Genomic DNA, 18,044 nt, shown 5'->3' on the forward strand with positions numbered 1-18,044 from the left:
CATTCCTCCGTTTGGAAACGTTTCATTCATATTCTCCCTTCTTCATGACTATTCATCTTTGTACAAGGAGAGCATTTCGAAATGAGGTATCGATGTTCGCAAGTATAACAAGTTTCGAAGGAGGCTCGAGAATGAGGAAAGTCAAAAGAGGAAAATGTTGGATATCGGGAATGGTTATATGGGCTATGGTGCTCCAGCTTGTTGTTCCGGGAATCTCTGTCGCGTCCGAAAATAGAACTGTTGCTGGAGAAACGCTCATTCCTAAGAATGATGTGAAATCATCGGTTACGGATGCGATTTATCAAATCAAGAATATTCCTAAGAATGACATGGGATTGTCAGTTACAGATTCAGTCTATCAAATCCGGAATCCTGGATTTGAAACAGGAGATTTGACGGGATGGACCGTTATCAAAGGCGATGCGTTCGGTCCGAATAGCGTAACCGACGAAACGACTTGGTGGGCAGAAAAAATACCGTATAACCAGGAAGGAGCTTATCATTTAAACGGCTGGAAGTATGACGAATCTGCGACAGGTGTACTTCGTTCCAGCACTTTCGAGCTGGGCGGAAGCGGCTGGATCAGCTTCAAGCTTGGCGGTGCAAAGAACCCAGACAAGGTATTTATAAATATTGTGGAAGTCGATACGGGACAAGTTATTGCCCGATACGGAAATAGCGCATTCGCCGACGTTGGCTTCCCGGATCCTGCGCAGGGCATGCGGCTTGCCAATATGGTGCAATACAAGGCGGATCTTTCCACACAATTGGGCAAGAAACTGTATGTGGAGGTCGTCGATAATGCAACCTCGGATTGGGGAGTCATTTTTGCGGACGCATTCTCCATGTACCATGAGTCGGAGCCAGCTGAAGGAATTGTTGCGACGGATATCAAGCCGGATTTCAAGCGCTATGAAATCGATAATCCAAGCTTTGAAACCGGAAATCTCGATGGCTGGACGGTTGAGGAAGATGCTTTTGAAGTGACTGATGAAGCTCATGCGAGCAAAGAAGGGAACTTTTATGCCAAATCCTCCTTGCAAGGAAAGGGCTCCATCACTTCTAATACTTTCACGCTTCAGGGAACAGGAACAATTAATTTTACTGTTTTGGATATCCTCAAACCGGAAAATGCATATGTTGCACTTTTCGATGCGAACAGCAACACATTGCTTATGAAAACCGGGAATGTCAGCGCGAACGAGAAAATCTCATGGAAAGTGCAAGAACACTACAACAAGAAGCTCTATGTAAAGGTTGTCGATCATTCCAATGAAGCCAGCATTGCCGTTGATAGTTTCCAAGCAAGTGGTAGGGGGACTATTTTCTACTTAAACCTTGATGAAGGCGCAGGAAAGAAAGCGTTGGAGAAAGTACACAATCTTAGGCACGATGTGAACTATGTATTTAACAACGCCAGGTATATGGCATCGAAGGATCCGAGATGGACTCCGCGTGGAATAAAAGGCGGCGCCTTATTGTTCGATGGATCCTCGAATTATATTGAGGTCAATGCAAACGTTACTGTGCCTGTAAGCGACGCGTTAACCATCGAAGCTTGGGTTGCACCGCGTAGCTATGAGTGGGGAGACGGAAACAAGCTGTCTGCGATCGTAAACCAATCCGACCAGGATAAAGCGGAAGGCTTTTCTCTTGGTATGTATCGGCACGGTACATGGTCGATGCAAGTAGGCATCGGCGGTCAGTGGATTCAGGTATGGGTAAAGGATCACCCGTTGGAAAAATACAAGTGGAATTATGTGGCCGCTACTTTCAGTAAAGAAGATGGAAAAATTAAGTTATATCTAAACGGTGAGGAAGTGGCTTCCCAAGCAACCCCCGTCAACGTTCCGATCACACCATCTACCGAAAGCCTGATCATCGGGAAAAATAATAAACCTGTAGAGTTAGCAGGGGTGTTCTCCTTCAATATGTTCAGCGGACTCCTAGATGAAGTGAAGCTGCATAATAAAGCCCTTACGAACCAGGAGATACTTGCTGGATATGAGAGCGTGAAGGCGCTTCATGGAGGTTCAATTCCGAAAATTCCGATTGCGGACATTGATGAGGATCCAAGTGTGTTTGACGGAGATCAGCACCGACCCCAGTACCACGCGATGCCTCCGCAAAACTGGATGAATGAAGCACATGCACCGATTTACTATAACGGCAAATACCATTTATTTTATCAACATAACCCGCAAGGTCCATTCTGGCATCAAATCCACTGGGGGCATTGGGTGAGTGACGATATGGTGAACTGGGAAAATGTAAGACCTGCTCTTGCGCCCGAAGCGGGCACCCTAGATCCGGACGGCACGTGGTCAGGCAGTGCAGCGTATGATCGAAACGGCAATCCTGTTCTGTTCTATACCGCTGGCAACGACTCCTTGTCGCCGAACCAAAGAACAGGGTTGGCAACTCCGGCGGATTTGTCCGATCCCTATTTGGAAAAATGGGAGAAATATCCTAAACCGGTAACGGAGCAGAACGGAAAAGGCATCCACAACGAGTTCCGCGATCCGTTTATATGGTACGACAAAGAGGTGGACAAGTGGTATCAGTTAGTGACATCTGGTCTTCCAGACTTCAGCAGCGGCACAGCTTTGGTGTATGTATCCGATGATATGTACAATTGGAAATATAAGGGGCCGTTATACGTTAGTGACAGAAGCCGTTATCCGGAGTTGGGTACGGTATGGGAGCTACCAGTGTTATTGCCGTTAGGCACGGATAGTACGGGCAAGCAAAAATATATTTTCATGATTAATCCCCATGAAAAGCCGGAGCATGTTCCTCCAGCGAACGATGTGCAAAGAGATGTTGAGGTCTTTTACTGGATCGGGACCTGGGACCGGGATAACTTTAAATTTATTCCTGATCAGGAGGCACCCTCCAAAATGGATGTAGGTGACGGCTATTTAACCGCAGAGAGCGGTCTGGTCACACCCGACGGAAGAACGGTCGTATTCTCTATGGTGCAAAATGTAAGAACACCGCAAGCCGAATATCAATCTGGATGGGCTCATAATTTATCTTTGCCGGTTTCCCTAAGCCTCGATAAGTATGATAAATTGCATATCGAACCGATTAAAGAACTGCAGAGCCTTCGAGGGGAAAAATGGGTTGATTTTTCGGACAAAAATTTGGAGAGTGCCAATCAATTGATTAAGAATGTCAAAGGCGACATGCTAGAGATTGTGATGGAGATTGATCCGCGTGAAGCCCAGAAATTTGGTCTCAAGGTGCGACGCTCGGAAAAAGGCCAAGAAGAGACGCTCATTTACTACGACAAGAAGAACGGGACGTTTAATGTGGATCGAACCAAGAGCAGCATTGATCCGGATGTGCGTGTAGACGGCATTCAAGGAGGATATGTAGATCTTGAAGGAGAGAACTTGAAACTCCATATCTTTCTTGATCGCTCGGTCATTGAAGCCTTTGCAAATTACAAGAAGAAGCTGACAACTCGTGTCTATGTAGGCAGATACGACTCCTTAGGCTTACAGATCTGGGCCGATGGCGATATCAATATCAAATCCATGCAAGTATGGGATATGAATGCCTTAACGGGTAAACCGGCTGCTCCGGTCTATGTACCCGATAAGTGGGATAATTCTGTGTATAAGGATATTACAGAGCTGCCTAACCATGATTTTGCTACGGGCGACTTAACAGGATGGATGACGGAAGGAGACGCCTTCCAGAATGTCCATGTGACCAATACCCAGTTCTTCTGGGACAACATTTTCTTCAACCCGTCGCATAAAATTCCGGGCAGCTACCATTTGTGGGGCTTCAACGAGCAAGCCGGCGGCGACAGCTTAACAGGAGCGCTAAGATCTCAAAATTTCGTCCTTGGTGGGAACGGTAAGATCAACTTCCTTATCAGCGGAGGCCGGGATATAGATCGTCTGTATGTTGCGCTGGTTCGGGCGTCGGACGACAAAGAGTTATTTAAAGAGACAGCGACCAATTATGAGGAATATCAACGTAAGATTTGGGATGCGACGGATTATATCGGGGAGGAGCTTTATATAAAGGTGGTTGACCACTCCAAAGGCGGGTTTGGACATATTAACGTCGATGATTTTAATGTACCTGTTCAGGTAAAGAAGAAAACTAACAACTGACTCTTGTTAATACAGAATACCCGTGAGTCCTGTAGTCACTCCAAGCAAATCGAATAGTCAAATAGCTTATCATTCGAAATGGCATCGGTATTGTATCTGATTCTGGAATTGAGCTTTTGATAAATGGGAAGTAAATAATGTAAATCTCGAAACCCCTTATCTTATCTATGGATAGGGGGTGAATTATTGTTGTCAGAATGCAACGTATTGTGTAGAATTAAAGAAAATTATGGAAACACAATTGAGGTGGGGGTGGTCCCTCTATACTCAACTTATACAGAGGAATGAATAAAAATGCTTGGGAGAGGGGGGGAGTGTGTGTATAAAGAGCTTCTGAGCATAGCACAGCTAATGGGGGAAACAATGCGATTGGTTGGGTATGCCCGATACTACAAATCCCTTAACATTGATGGTTTACATTACATACATCAAGTAGAAGGTACCCAAGTGATCGCTATTGTTAAACCAAATCATAGTACTCATCATGAAGCTACAACATTTTTAATGAATCTATTATTAACGGAAAAGCTAAAAATGAATACGGTTACAGGGCATGCCCAGAATCTGAAAAAGTTCTTGGATTACATGATGTTCTGGAGGCTAGAGGAAGATTTTGAACATATCCATAATATCGAAGTAAAAGCAGGTAAGACCGTATCCTATTGAAGTAATATTACTGGGATTTGCGGATTACCTTCGATGTTTTCCAAAAGGTTACAAGCCATTTGAAGATTTAAAGGTGGCGACTCACGGGATTCATTGGTCTATGTTAAAGAATATCCCCCTTAACAAACATGCAATGGCAGAAGGGAAGCTATCAACCGTAATTCGAAGCAGTCATAACGATTTAAAGAAAACCAACTGGTGTGAGTACCCGTCTGGTGCACTTGCTCCGATCATCTATACTGCATGTGCATATCTGAAGTTCTTGCGTGATAGAACAACAAGATTTAAATACCTGCCATTAGAGCAGGTTCCGAGAAAAGAAATAAGAGATAATCATTCATTAATAGCGGGTACTGCGGGTAGTAGGGTGCGGATAGTGTTTGATGTGGAAAATATTGCTCGAGATTCCGGTACTGCAGGACCTGGAGGAGGGAAGAGCAGGCAAGCCTCTCCCATTAACCACGACAAGGTCTTTAGTGAGACCGAAGCAGACATGTTCTTTGAATTGATCGATCCGTATGAAAATGCTTTGGATCTTCTTCTCTTTGCGATATTGCGTTACTTTGGATTACGCCCTGGTGAAGCAGCTGAGATTCGAATTGAGCCGTCAACAATTCCTTCCAACTTAAACGTGTATCATACAGCAAGAGAGGAATTAACCGAGTCTCTTTCCGGGAACTTGCAGTTTGTAAAAGAACGCGGGTTGCGGGGGAATTGGGTCATTGATACGGGATGGAAAACGAAGGCTTCCTGCAGGGACGTGGCGTTGATAACTCACAAAACAATTGATCCATTTAGCAGGAAAAATATCCGATTTCCAACACAAGAGGAGTTCACTGATCTTCTGTATTGGGCACTTCTTCAGCGGCGGGAACTTTTGTCTTATTACACAAGTGAAGATCATGGCTATCTATTTGTATCAGAGTCAAACAATTCAAAAGGGAAGCCATTAAGTAAGAAAGGCGTTTACAGTAAGTATAATAATTTGGCTGATGACTTATTTCAACGAACTGGGGGAAGCGTAGACCTACGTTCCTACTATCCACACACCTTCCGACACTTATTCGCGACATCACTTCTCCTAAGATATCGCAGACCATTCGAAGAGATCAGCAAGTGGTTGGGGCATTCTTCTGTCGTGATTACGCGCGATACATATATTCATTAGATACCTGAGTCAAATAATGACACAGAAAAAGGTAAAGTAGATCATTTAGGGAGGGTATTTATGCGACAGGCGGAGATCTCAGAGGGAATCCACGCGCATGAGGAGGACTCGGAATGACACTAGAATGGACTCCATTATCGGAATTTCGCAAATTTTTAAAAAACACGCTGCGTTTGAATCATGTGAATCAAGTATTTTCTTCTATAAAAAATCCCGTCCTTCAATTATTTACTACATTTCCGGCCCCGGATAACTGGTTAGCTGTACCGCCTGAAGAGAGACCAACCTTTCGGCATCGCGACAGTCGAGACCTATGGTATGTCATTTTCTGGGCTTGGCATACAGGTTTTTGCAAGGGAAATGATGTAGTAGCACAATATCGTCGAAACGACTTGGTTTGTTACCTGTCAACCAGAGGTCGTGTTAATCTGTCGGATTTCCCCGTCAAAATGGGCCTCCTCAAAAATTCAGAAGCAGAAAACATCCGCAAAAAAGACTCAAACCGTATAGGTTTGTTCAACAAACTATCTATACACCTTCTAGGTGTTATGAAACCGCTGGGCGATTTCACGGAAGAAGATATAGCGTTAGCGGATGTAATGCGTCCGAACGACAAACGTTATAACGCCAAGTGTTTAAAGGACATTCTTTTTGAGCTTGGATATTCGGATGAACCAGGAAGACGTAGGCAAAGAATACTGTTTGACGATTGCTGTGAGCATCCAAAGTGGGGGGATATCGCACGTGAGTTTCGCGAGCATTTAAAACGAAGTAATTCGCTAGACTATTATATTCGTAAAGCGGGCAGTGCTTTGCATAAATTTTTCAAATGGCTTGACCAGCACGGGGAGTCGGATGCTTCATCTCTCGAGTATGAAGATTTTCTCGATTTGTTTGATTACATTTCAAAGAATAACGATGGAGAGGAGTTTTCAGCTAAGTATACCGGGAACAATCTTCTACACATAAAGTTATTCTTTGATTGGGGGAAAGGTTCTCATACATTTTTTCCAACATACGTTGACTGGCCCAGTGATTTATATTCTGGAATTCATCGTGAGGCCCAAGAAGAAACATATTCCGGTGATGGCCTCGCTTTTGATGACCCAAACTTCCCGATGCTCATGAAGGAAGCAATTGAAAATTATCATCCCGAAGATGATGTTGAAGTTTTATGTCGCGCTTTTTGGTTAATTATTGCCTCATCACCGGTGCGTAAAACGTATCTGCTCAATCTTCAGGCTGAAGAATGTATGCTGCCATTGCCTAATGCTCCATCAGCGGTAGGATTATACAGCCCATATTCAGGTATTGAGAAAGCTAAACATCGTAACGGCCAATTTCCTATAATTGATTCTGCAGGTCTTAGAGCGGTCGAATTTTTACAGAAAAGATCGAGCGATAAAGCCTTCCGACCGATACGGAACGAAAGAGCGGATGCATCGTATGTGCATCTTTTTCAATTGGAGAAATATCCCTGTATTTTGAATGAAAGACAAATATATAGGTTTTTTGACAAGATAGCAGAATTTATTGGACATGGAGATAAAAAAGGGAAGGCTCATGGTTACAGACACTATCTCATAACTCACATTGCAATCGAAACCGGGAACAGTGAGTTAGCACGACTTGCTGCAGGTCATGAAAATCAAACCATGCTGAATCGATACTTACGAAGTAATCTCTCCCGTCAAGCATTGTTATTTGCTACTATTAAGAAATATCAGGATGGTGAGATTGCGGGACGGTTTATTTGGCGAATCTTCGAAGCACTTGCCAGCGAACAAACTGAGCCTGACGAATTGATAAAAGCTTTGGGATCTGAAGAGCTATCTTTAGATGAATTCTTTGCAAAATTCGGGCTTCCAGCTCCTACAGGTGTAGGAAGATGTTTAATACAGGGGGCTTGCCTTTTTGAGGCAAAGTGTTTTTCCTGTCATCATTTCGCCATACGAAAAAGTGAAGCAGCACAGGCATTTCATACTTTGGCCAGATTAACCAAGGACATGTGGAACATGATGCGAGGCAGTCGGGATTTTACAACCAAAAACGCCAAGGCGGCCGGATTAGCTACGCAAATAGCGTTGCTTGGGGATATGATTCGGCATTTCGGCTATAGTGACGAACAGATTCAAATAGAGGTTATCAGTCGACTAGTCTGAGCTTAGATTGGAAAGAGGTGAAATCGTGTCGCAAATATTAGCTTGGCAATCCCTGAGATTTGGACCCATTACTGTAAGGCGAAAGGGACAATTCGAGAGTAGAGAGCATCTGACAAGATCGGAGTATGAACAATACAGATCGGCAGAGACTTGGGGACGGGTTGAACCTATTTTATCAAGCTCCTTAACGGATTTGGTACAACCCACAATATTTTTCAAGTTACCCGGCACCCAAAGAGATTACGTATTACTGCTTGCCTTTTTACAACGGATCAGTTTGCCTTTAGAGATCGTATTTCCAACCAAGACCGAATTCAATAAATTTCCTTTTCCCGAGTTACCGAATTTTGAGTACTTTGATGCGCTTTACGATAAATACTATCCGGTATTGTATCCGATGGATAGCGAATAACAACTACAAAAGGCAAAGAAAAGGATTCCTTTGCTTCGAACTGTAGTTTGCTTATGGTTCGCAGGTTACGCCCTTAAGGAAGGGTTAGAGGGTAATCATATTATTACTTCCTCTGTATTAGCAAAAGCAAGTAAGATCGCTAAAATATCATAGAAGTAGTTTAACCCTCCTAGGTAAGATGTTAGCTAAAGAAACAGATTCCTTGATTGAAAATAAACCGGTCATACCTTGCGATGAAGCGGAAAGAAGTCTCTGGATAGCCGCGGGAATATATCCAACCCAAACGCCGTTTGAGGAGAGTCTCTATACCTTTGCATTTTCTTACTTGAGGCAACGTGTGAATGATTCAATAACTGATGATTATTACGACGATGAAGGAAATTTACTTTTCAGATACGGTAAAAAAACTATCAGCATAAATTATTGGAAAGCGATAGTCAAGTACATCCGGTATTTTGCAATCAAATGTCGATCAAAAGGTCTTACTGACATAAGCGAGAATTCAATATCAGAAGTATACACAGAGATTTTTGGCCAGATGAAGGGACAAGAAGATAAGACGTTTTTCCGAGTGGCGCTTCGACATTGGCTTAGGTGGCTTATAAGAACTACAAATGCTTCATACAACATAGAACGGATTATGCCAAGACCTAGACGTGTTATGTCAAAAGATCATGGACGAGTATTTAGTATGTCCAAAGCTTATATTCTTGTGCAGACCTTAATGAACGATCAAACTCCTTTAATTAACGAGAACATTCTGATGGACTTTCGTCATAGGCGGGCTTGCCTGTTGATGTTATCAACTGCAGCAAGGCCTCATGAAATAGTTAATTTGCTTCAGAATGCTTTATTTATAGATTCGCAGGATAATTCCTGGATTCGTTTTCACAAAACCAAGACCATTCGCAATCAACCCGATCGAAACGGCTATGAATGGGTTCATCACGCTCTAGTGAAGAGCGATGCTGCAAGATGGTTTAACGAATTGATTCATTTTGCCCCATCAGAACCTATATTTTTTCCAAGAGAGTGGGGTGGGGATGGCCTTACGGAACTTCGTTTACTGGCTTCAAAACATAATGATGGCCCTATACGAACTAGCGGACTGTATAATTTTTTAACTCGCATTCAATCGAAGTTATGGCCTGAACTTAGGAAGCCATATTTCACACCCCATAATCTAAGAGCGCTCCATCTTACTTATCGGCGTATCTTAGGAGACAATGATGAGCTACTAGAGAGGCAGGCCGGACATAGTCATCCTTCCTCAAAAAAGCCTTATACGGAAACAATGCCTGCAGAAGAAGTTGCAAAGTTTGGTCATCTACTTCAAAAAGGCGTTTGGAGAAAGAAACCGGAAGGGGAGGATGCTGATAAGACAGAAGGGGCTGGAATTTCGTCTACTGAATATGTAGCCATTGATGAGATAACCGAAATTTCATCTAAGTTTGAGGTCACGCCTCAAAAGCTAGATGAAGCATATAAATTAACCCAGAAAATTATAGAGGAATCACCACGTTTCCAAGGTAAAGTTATTGATTTGGAAGGTGAGTTACACGAGGTTAACGTAGGTGGTTATACGCATAATTGTAATGCACATGTCTTGCTAAACTGTGGTCATACACCCGGGCATTGTAGAGCATGTGATGATTATAGTCCTGATGAGGATACAGAAGATGTGCACAAGGCCGACATATTTCGTGAAATGTTGTATTATTACTATTGTCTCGATGCAGAGAAAAATTTCAAGTCCACAGGACAACGAAAAATGGTTTTTCAGAAGGCTGAGGATATAAAGGAACGGTTGAACAAAACAGAAAGAAGTCTCTGGGTAAATAAATTTAAAATGCCGCCAAATGAGGCGAAAAAACTGCATTCATTGCTCTTTAAGAAAGCAAAGGCATACTTTCGTGAACAGTCTAAAGAGAAGCCTAATCCAACTAATGCAGAAGTGCTTTGTTATATTTTAAGTGGGGAGGTAAAGTAAATTGGCTCGTCCGGTTTCTTTCAGTAGCAGCGACTTGGCATGGGAATGTGCACAAGTAAAAAGAAAGCTTTTAAATGATGTCAAAAAGGGGCGATTATCGCGTCTTTCAAAATCAGATGTGTACGATATGATTGCAAAACGCCCGCGAATCAGATTGAAAAGCTCGCGAATGTTGTGGACGGGTTCCTATAAGGAATATTTGGAAAAATGGTTCACCAAATTGAATGAGGAAATACAATTAATCCTAGACTCGGCCTCTGAAGGAGAACCAACGATTACAAGTCCTGAGATTGTAGCCCAGGAGCACCGGGAATTGCAAGCCAAGGTTACTCATTTAACACAGCTTATAAGTACGTATAAAGATGCTTTGGACGAATTACGCATAGAGAACGGACAGTACCGAGAATTAATCAGCCAGCGTTTCGGAGATATTGACTTATTCTAATGATCCTGAATGTCCCGTGTACTGATACCCTTCGCATACATATGTGCTCCTCAATGCCGGTCACATTCGTTTGATTTTTCTTCACGACTACAGGTTCAAATTCTACATCACCGTATTCGGAGGTTACGGTTTTCTTACTGTTGTAGCCGTCGCGGCTGTTTCTCGTTTGTTTGTTTTTACATCATGTTTCTCATAACCGGGATGCGTATCCAGTTCGGCTTCTAATGCTTCTTGAAGTACATCTGCAAATAATTCCTTTAATGTCCATTGAATATCTTCTGCCGATTGAAAATTATGCTCTTTTACGAATTGACGTAATTCTTGTTTTGACAATAATCCGCTTCAGGTCACCATGTGCTTATTCCTCCAACTTTGATCTAGTAGTCAGTATTGACAAATTTATCTCAGTTGAAGTAAAGATTATGTCCAAACTAAATTGTTACTTCAAGCCTTGTACGGAATTGAATTACAAATGGGTGAATCTCTCCCGGAGCGACTATTCTTTGGTGTGACGGTTCACTCGCAATTAATGAAAGCAGGCCGCGTGATAGATTTGAGGGCTGAACGCATTCTTATCATTGGAAATAAAACTGTATTTCATGAATATATCCAATCGTTATCGAGAATTGGTAATTTGTTAGAGAAGAAGATCATTGTTGTTTATCTTGGAGGTTTTCCAGGACCGGATAAACGATTTTTTCTTCGGCAAATCCAAGATAAATTTGATAAAAATGGTCTTCAGATTGAAGTTCAGTTTTGGGGCGACATCGATTGGGGAGGGTTCCAAATATTCCGGCATTTGCAAAAATCAGTGTTTCCACAACTACGACCCTATCGTATGGATAAGACTACTTTCCATCAGCATTTGGATTGGGCAGAAACCTTCACTGCAGATTATCAAGTCAAATTGGAGCAGCTACTGGAAAACACGGATAATTCCTAGTTTCACGGATTAATTCGAGAGATGTTGTGTACGGGCAAGCGTTTAGAGCAAGAAGCTATATTATTATAAACTGTATTTCAGCCACTGGTTGTTGCCGAATTCTATAAGATTCGTGGTAATACTTTGTATTGACAGTGTATTTCACAATAGCCGCGACTTTTGCGGCTTTTTTCATTTATTGTTATTAGTTGTTTTCTTGGACTGGGACAAAAATCAAAATTGAGCCTTCTATTTTTACCATAAAAATGCAAGTAAATCCGTAACTGGCCGATCAAGGAAACAAGGTTGTTACCAGGTTGGTGTAGAGCAAGGTAACGTCTGGGTATCTTGGCGGCTTATTTAAATGGGGGATGAAGAGCCAGTTGCAGACTACATTCTCAGTTCCCGGCTACAGCAAGCGATCAAAGCGTGATCGTGTGCTGACACCGGCGGTAAGCTTGTCCCTAGACACCAACAATAAACAGCACGCGATTCTCCAAGACCATGACATCTTCTTTTATTTATTCTTTGTACCCCCGGTTGTTTCAAAAATGTCATTTGTAATCCGATAAATCATGCTGATTTCCTCTAAGCTTTTTTGAATTAGCAGTTCCTGAAGCAGTTGAATGACGGTCATTTTATTTGAACGTATGCTGTCTAGTTGAATATTCTCCAATCTTAGTAACTCCAGCATCGTCACATCCAAAGCCCTCGTTAATTTATCCAATGTCTCTAAAGAAACGTTCACTTCTCCACGCTCGATTTCGCCGATATAGGATTGTGACATATCTACTTTTTCGCCAAGTTGCTCCTGTGACAATGATCTCGCTCTTCTGATTTCGCGGATTTTATAACCAATAATTGTCTTCAGTTCAGACATGTTACTCGCCTCCAATATTAGGTTAGGCAAGAACACCAAAAACTAACATACTGTTATAACATCTGAAATATTGATTTTAATAACTAAAACATCTATATTTAGGGTATAATTTAATTTAAGTGGTAAGGAGCTAAGTTAAAATATGAATGTTTTACCGACACAGTCAGTCATCGAAAATGTTCTGCAGTATAAAATGCGCGGTAAGGTAGCATACCTAGGTCATGTAACGGCTTCAGTTGCTGTTAATTTAACATATGTCAAGCCGTATAACGATCCATCTGGGAAAGGATATCAGAGACCAGTAGATCCCAAACGGTGCCACGATTTTTCGCTTTATTTATCAAAAGGGGACGATGCTTTATTTACTCCCGTTCTACTCAATGCCAATTCACAATGAGAATTTGTAGCGTATGATAAATTTAGATCTTCGTATGGAAGATTAATTTGCAAAGGTAAAGCATCTTTAATGGACGGCCAACATCGCTTGGGTGGGATAACAAAGTACATTAAAGAAACCAATTCTGAGCTTAATGTGCCATTTCTAGCATTTCATTGCTTAGACGAAGACGAAGAAATTCGTTTGTTTGATGTCATCAATACGAAAGCAAAAGGAATTGGTTCGTCTTTAAGTCGATTTCTGCGCAGAGATTCAGATGAGCTAAGTTGGGTCGCTACCGAATTAATGGTTCAGAATAGTAGCCCCTTTTTTAGTATTGGGAGTATAATCGGGAAACGAAATAAAGATAGGCATATCACGCTCCAAAACTTATATAAGACGCTTCATTATCTGACAAAAGAACCGCGAATTGCTTCTTTATCCAAAGAAGAAAAACTATCTTTATCTTTGAGTTATTTTGATTCTATTAGACAAACATTTGAAAACGAATGGAGCAATTACAAGGACTATCGACTGACACATATCGTTTGTTTGGATGCTTTGTCGATCGCAGGATCTGGAATATTGGATAGGGCAGTACACAATCAAAATAAGCGGTTCGACTACGCCTTAATAGAAAAAGCCGTAAGAAAATTAAAGAGAGTGGACTGGTCGATGAATGGCCCGCTGAAATATCTTAAAGGGCTCCCAGGATCAAGGAGTTTAGCAGAAGAACTTAAGGAACAAATGCTAAAATAATTTGATAGAGGTGTATACATGTCTGGGACGAATAGGAGAGTTGAGTCGCTAGTCATAGTAGATCCAGAGGGGAATCTCCAGCCATTTCATTTTATTGACCATTATAGAGAGAATGACCAATTTTATTGTATTTTACGTCACTATAACGAAATTAAAATTTTCAAGTTGGTTGAAAAAGATGGAGAGTCTGTTTTGTTTATGGCACCATTGTGCGATGATGATTCAACCGTTGTGCCAACTGAATATAAAATTGCCGGCATCAGTTTTGATGCATTAACAACAGATAGTCAATTGTCCTGTAAATTCCAAGTATCACAAAATGGAAAATCAATAAATATACAGGAATATTTATAAAAATAGATGTTTTTCTAGGATTGTCAGCAGGTTCAATGGTTGGGGGACTGATCGTAAACCATTATTCTGTCACGACAAATTCCTGGGTTGGCGGACTGATTGTTATTTTAGCTATCATATCAGCAATCTTCTCCTTAATAACAAAAAGCAAAGGAATTGACCGTTACATCTTAGGAAAATAATAATTGGAACTAACCACACCTAATGAGCCAAACAATAGAGCGACGGTCGGTGTCAGTAAGTGCATAACCGTCGCCCTGAATCTGTGCTGGACTTCGAATCGTTCTAAATACCCGAATAAATAATATTCCTCAACTGGATGACCAGACTTTTGAGCTCTTTCTCTCTTTCCAAATAATAGAGCGAAGCTTGCAGCAACGGGAGATTCGGTTCCGCTTTTCTAACCTCCGTCTGGATAAAATGGCAAAGCTCACTCAGCTCCGAACGATGCTTGGCGCTGGACGAAAGAATGTTAAGGGCCGAATCCATCTCCCGGAACAGTTCGGTAAGGATCTGCTCTTTCTCCCCTTGGCGGTTCCCGAGCCCCCAGTTTAAATACCTCTCGAACGAAGCTTGTTTCAGCAGAGGCTTCGGATCGGAAGCCATCATATGCTTAACGAGCACGTTGAGCTTGTCAAAAATAAACTTTGCCGTTTCCTCGAGCGATAACGACTTTTCTTCATAAACAATCCAAAATAGATACTCCTTCAGAATCGCTCGATAGATGGAAACCAAATCCCACAGATACGGATGGATTTCTTCGCCGTACACATGCAGCAAACACTCACTATGCCATCGGATGAGCCGCCCTCTAACCTTGTGTCTAAGGGGGTGGAACTTGGGATCCTGTTGGATAGGGAGCTCCGTAAATTCGACCAGAATATGCTTGTATTCTATAAAATAACGGAATCGAAGAATGATCTGCTGTATAAACTGCTCTTCCGGCGAGAGTCCAGGAAGGCGCGTCAGCTCATCGACTTGATCAAAATAGTCGTTATGGCATTGATCAAACACCTCGCTGAATAGGTCTTCCTTGGAAGGGAAAAATTTATAGACGGATCCTTTGGCAATACCGCAATCCTCGGCAATATCCTGTATCGTCGTTAAAAGAAAACCCCGTTCCTTAAAAAGCCTCGTCGCCGATTTTAAAACCTCTTCCCTTGTCACACTCATAAACAATGTCTCCCCACTTGACTATTTTTGAATCATAGTACAAAATATAAGACATCAAGTCAAATGACCAAATGTTTAATATTTTAAACTTCAGGTCAAATCCAAAGGGTGAGGAGAACATATAGAATGGAAAAATTATTGGATCCGCAAAAAACAGCGTTAGTTGTCATTGATTTGCAAAAATGGCTTGGTAATCAATACGCCCCTTATTCCGCCGAGCAGGTAGTATCTAACGCTGCCGCCTTGGCAGATGCTTTCCGTGAGCAAGGCTCAATGGTTGCCCTGGTCCGGGTATCTAGCAAAGATCTGAAGGATATCCCGAGACCGAAGTTGGATTCGCCTGCACCACCACTGAATCTGCCTGAAGGATGGGATCAAATCGTCCCGGAAATGCGGGTCGCCGAAACAGACCACATCATTACTAAAAAGCAATGGGGAGCTTTTTACGGAACGGAGCTCGACCTGCAGTTGCGTCGCCGGGGAATCGACACCATCGTCTTATGCGGCATCGCTACCGGGCTTGGCGTGGATACGACCGCGCGGGAAGCGTTTATGAATGGGTATCAGCTGATTTTGGCGATCGATGCCATGACCGGGTTTTCTCAAGCCGAGCACGATCACGTGAAAAATTTTATTTTTCCACGCATCGGGCGTGTTCGGACAACACAGGAAATCATTTCTGCCTTTGCTGAAGTTTGAACCCAAAGGAGATGTGCCCTTGGATTTATCAGGTTCCAGGGGTCGTTTTTTTATTTCAGGAGGTTGGTCTCTATGACCCAAAAGAGAAGTCCCAAGTCCGACAGGATGTACCCCTGGTATGTCTTATCTGTAACCAGTCTCGGAGCGTTCCTGGTTCTGGTCAATATCGGAACGCTTAATGTCGCATTGCCGGAATTAAGCCAGCAATTTCATGCGAATGCGGCAGCTTCCAGCTGGATTTTACTTTCCTATATGCTGGTAAACACTATCCTGATTTTAATCTTCGGACAAATTTCGGATATTTTCGGAAGAAGCCGAATGTATTTAATAGGAATGGCCATCTTTACCGTATCCAGTTTACTACTCGGTTATGCTTTTAATGTAGAGGTACTAATCCTTCTTCGGATCGTACAGGCTGCCGGAGGAGCGCTCGTAGTGACGAACACAACACCGCTGATTACCGATGCGTTTCCCCAATCGCAGCTGGGCACCGGTCTCGGTCTGAATTTATTGTCCGCTTCCGTCGCGCAGGTGCTTGGCCCGGTCGTCGGCGGCGTGGTCACGACCGCCTGAGGCTGGAGGTGGGTGTTCTGGTCTAATGTTCCCTTCGGGATCATTGCTCTCATCTGGGGGCTCTGGATTCTAAGGGTGAAGCCCCTAGCGCAGCTCCATAAAAAAGTGGACGGATATGGAGGCATCATGATCTTTGTCGCTTTAGCGGGTCTAATCATTGCTTTATCCAAGGGGGGAGAACTGGGCTGGGGAGACAAGCAGGTGATCGGAGGTTTTGCGATATTCGCCATATTTACTACTATATTTTTATGGCATGAGCATCGTTCAGCATCACCTCTACTAGATTTAAGCCTTTTTGAAAGCTGGACGTTCAGTATGGGGAACATCGCTACATTCTTTAATTCTTTTGCCCGTACGGCGGTTGCTCTGCTCTTCGCTCTCTATTACCAATTTGCCTTCCACCAAAACGCGCTTAATGCCGGTCTAAGGATCCTTCCAATTACGATAGGGATGTTGGTCATTTCTCCGATTGCTGGCATGTTGACTAAGAAGGCGGCCATTCGAGTTCTGGCCTCACTTGGAATTCTTATTTCTATAGCAGGACTACTACTACTCCTATTCGTGGTCGGTGGAAATTTCTCTTACGGGGTCACCGCTTGCGGCATGTTGTTAATCGGGGTCGGGACCGGTTTATTCCTTACCCCCAATACGACGGAGATCATGTCAAGCGTTCCGGAGCAAAGCCGCGGGGTGGCGAATGGACTGCGGTCCATGCTATATAACTTGGGTCAAGTGCTGAGTACGGCTCTTTCTTTAACCATCGTCGGCGCAGCGCTGCCAGCCCACCTGAAGAACGTGCTGTATTCCGGAAAGAACAATGTGATTTCTGCCGTTGATTTTGCTTTCGTCATTCACGGTTACCGCTGGGTCATCATCGCACTAATAGGGACTTCTCTACTCGCTCTTGCTGCCTCGTGGTTCCGTCCGCAACAGAAAAAAGCTTACGAAAGCTCTTCAGCGGCCTCTTGACTTTGACGCATTGATGCCGCGTCAATCCGTCCGATCCTCATCGATCGGTCCTGCGGCTGCCGCCATAACCCCAGCGCGTCCGGTAAGCCCAAACTTCTGGAGCTAGCGATATATATCCGGCGGGTAGTGGAGCGTTGACGATAATATTGCTTACCAACCTGTAACTAAAGAAGTTTTTATTAGAAGGATACCTTTTTACTTCTACAAACCCGATACACGCTCAAAAAATGTAGGTGGCTTCCTTGCTATAATACGTTGCTCTCATTTTAAGATTTCCAGCCTGATAAAAATTTCAAGTAAAGTAGAACTTATGACCTATTGGAATTATTTTCATATTACTGTATTATCATTGAGTGTAAACAT

General features: G+C 42.9%; 12 protein-coding genes and 3 pseudogenes. 12 read left to right on the forward strand and 3 right to left on the reverse strand.

All coding sequences use genetic code 11. From position 1 onward, the window contains the following. Positions 1-131 precede the first annotated feature (131 nt). The 7 genes from NSS94_RS12065 (at position 132) to NSS94_RS12095 (ending at position 10,976) form a co-directional block, all read left to right on the forward strand. A complete protein-coding gene (locus NSS94_RS12065; RefSeq protein ID WP_341039362.1) occupies positions 132-4,133 on the forward strand; it encodes a GH32 C-terminal domain-containing protein in 4,002 nt (1,333 codons plus the stop codon). Positions 4,134-4,451: 318 nt separating this feature from the next. After that, complete coding sequence (locus NSS94_RS12070) at positions 4,452-4,799, forward strand: hypothetical protein (protein ID WP_029515269.1); 348 nt, start codon at positions 4,452-4,454, stop codon at positions 4,797-4,799. Between the two features lie 100 nt (positions 4,800-4,899). Then, positions 4,900-5,967 carry a tyrosine-type recombinase/integrase gene (locus NSS94_RS12075; protein ID WP_340955414.1) on the forward strand — a complete coding sequence of 356 codons (1,068 nt, stop codon included), beginning with the start codon at positions 4,900-4,902 and terminating at the stop codon, positions 5,965-5,967. Between the two features lie 113 nt (positions 5,968-6,080). After that, positions 6,081-8,129, forward strand: coding sequence for a hypothetical protein (locus NSS94_RS12080; RefSeq protein WP_341039363.1), 2,049 nt, complete (start codon positions 6,081-6,083; stop codon positions 8,127-8,129). A gap of 25 nt (positions 8,130-8,154) precedes the next feature. Further along, positions 8,155-8,541: a hypothetical protein gene (locus NSS94_RS12085; protein ID WP_341039364.1), complete on the forward strand. Its 387-nt coding sequence runs from the start codon at positions 8,155-8,157 to the stop codon at positions 8,539-8,541. A gap of 178 nt (positions 8,542-8,719) precedes the next feature. Further along, entirely contained in the window at positions 8,720-10,531 is a 1,812-nt protein-coding gene (locus NSS94_RS12090) for a site-specific integrase (protein ID WP_341039365.1), read from the forward strand. Between the two features lies 1 nt (position 10,532). After that, entirely contained in the window at positions 10,533-10,976 is a 444-nt protein-coding gene (locus tag NSS94_RS12095; RefSeq protein ID WP_023988780.1) for a hypothetical protein, read from the forward strand. Here the strand turns inward: NSS94_RS12095 and NSS94_RS12100 are convergent. Next, positions 10,976-11,309: pseudogene (locus tag NSS94_RS12100) on the reverse strand (transposase); the annotation flags it as partial. The gene NSS94_RS12095 and the pseudogene NSS94_RS12100 sit on opposite strands and share 1 nt — an antisense overlap. Before the next feature lie 118 nt (positions 11,310-11,427). Between NSS94_RS12100 and NSS94_RS12105 the strand changes: the two are divergent. Beyond that, on the forward strand, positions 11,428-11,919 hold the full coding sequence (locus tag NSS94_RS12105) for a Wadjet anti-phage system protein JetD domain-containing protein (RefSeq protein ID WP_141695516.1): 492 nt from the start codon (positions 11,428-11,430) through the stop codon (positions 11,917-11,919). A 496-nt stretch (positions 11,920-12,415) separates the two neighbouring features. Here NSS94_RS12105 and NSS94_RS12110 read toward each other — a convergent pair whose 3' ends face one another. Beyond that, positions 12,416-12,778 (reverse strand): helix-turn-helix domain-containing protein, encoded by a 363-nt coding sequence (locus NSS94_RS12110; protein ID WP_069012401.1) that lies wholly within the window; start codon positions 12,776-12,778, stop codon positions 12,416-12,418. Between the two features lie 436 nt (positions 12,779-13,214). Between NSS94_RS12110 and NSS94_RS12115 the strand changes: the two are divergent. Next, positions 13,215-13,913 (forward strand): annotated as a pseudogene (locus NSS94_RS12115) (DGQHR domain-containing protein); the annotation flags it as partial. Between the two features lie 18 nt (positions 13,914-13,931). Beyond that, complete coding sequence (locus tag NSS94_RS12120) at positions 13,932-14,267, forward strand: hypothetical protein (protein WP_069012400.1); 336 nt, start codon at positions 13,932-13,934, stop codon at positions 14,265-14,267. A 285-nt stretch (positions 14,268-14,552) separates the two neighbouring features. Here NSS94_RS12120 and NSS94_RS12125 read toward each other — a convergent pair whose 3' ends face one another. Continuing rightward, positions 14,553-15,440 (reverse strand): TetR/AcrR family transcriptional regulator, encoded by an 888-nt coding sequence (locus NSS94_RS12125; protein ID WP_208332719.1) that lies wholly within the window; start codon positions 15,438-15,440, stop codon positions 14,553-14,555. 126 nt (positions 15,441-15,566) lie between these two features. Between NSS94_RS12125 and NSS94_RS12130 the strand changes: the two genes are divergently transcribed. Together NSS94_RS12130 and NSS94_RS12135 are read left to right on the forward strand one after the other, a co-directional pair. Further along, positions 15,567-16,139: a hydrolase gene (locus NSS94_RS12130; RefSeq protein ID WP_025723565.1), complete on the forward strand. Its 573-nt coding sequence runs from the start codon at positions 15,567-15,569 to the stop codon at positions 16,137-16,139. A gap of 105 nt (positions 16,140-16,244) precedes the next feature. After that, positions 16,245-17,681: pseudogene (locus tag NSS94_RS12135) on the forward strand (MFS transporter). Positions 17,682-18,044 lie beyond the last annotated feature (363 nt).

The sequence above is a fragment of the Paenibacillus sp. FSL L8-0644 genome, assembly GCF_038008165.1.
Taxonomy (GTDB): domain Bacteria; phylum Bacillota; class Bacilli; order Paenibacillales; family Paenibacillaceae; genus Paenibacillus; species Paenibacillus polymyxa_D.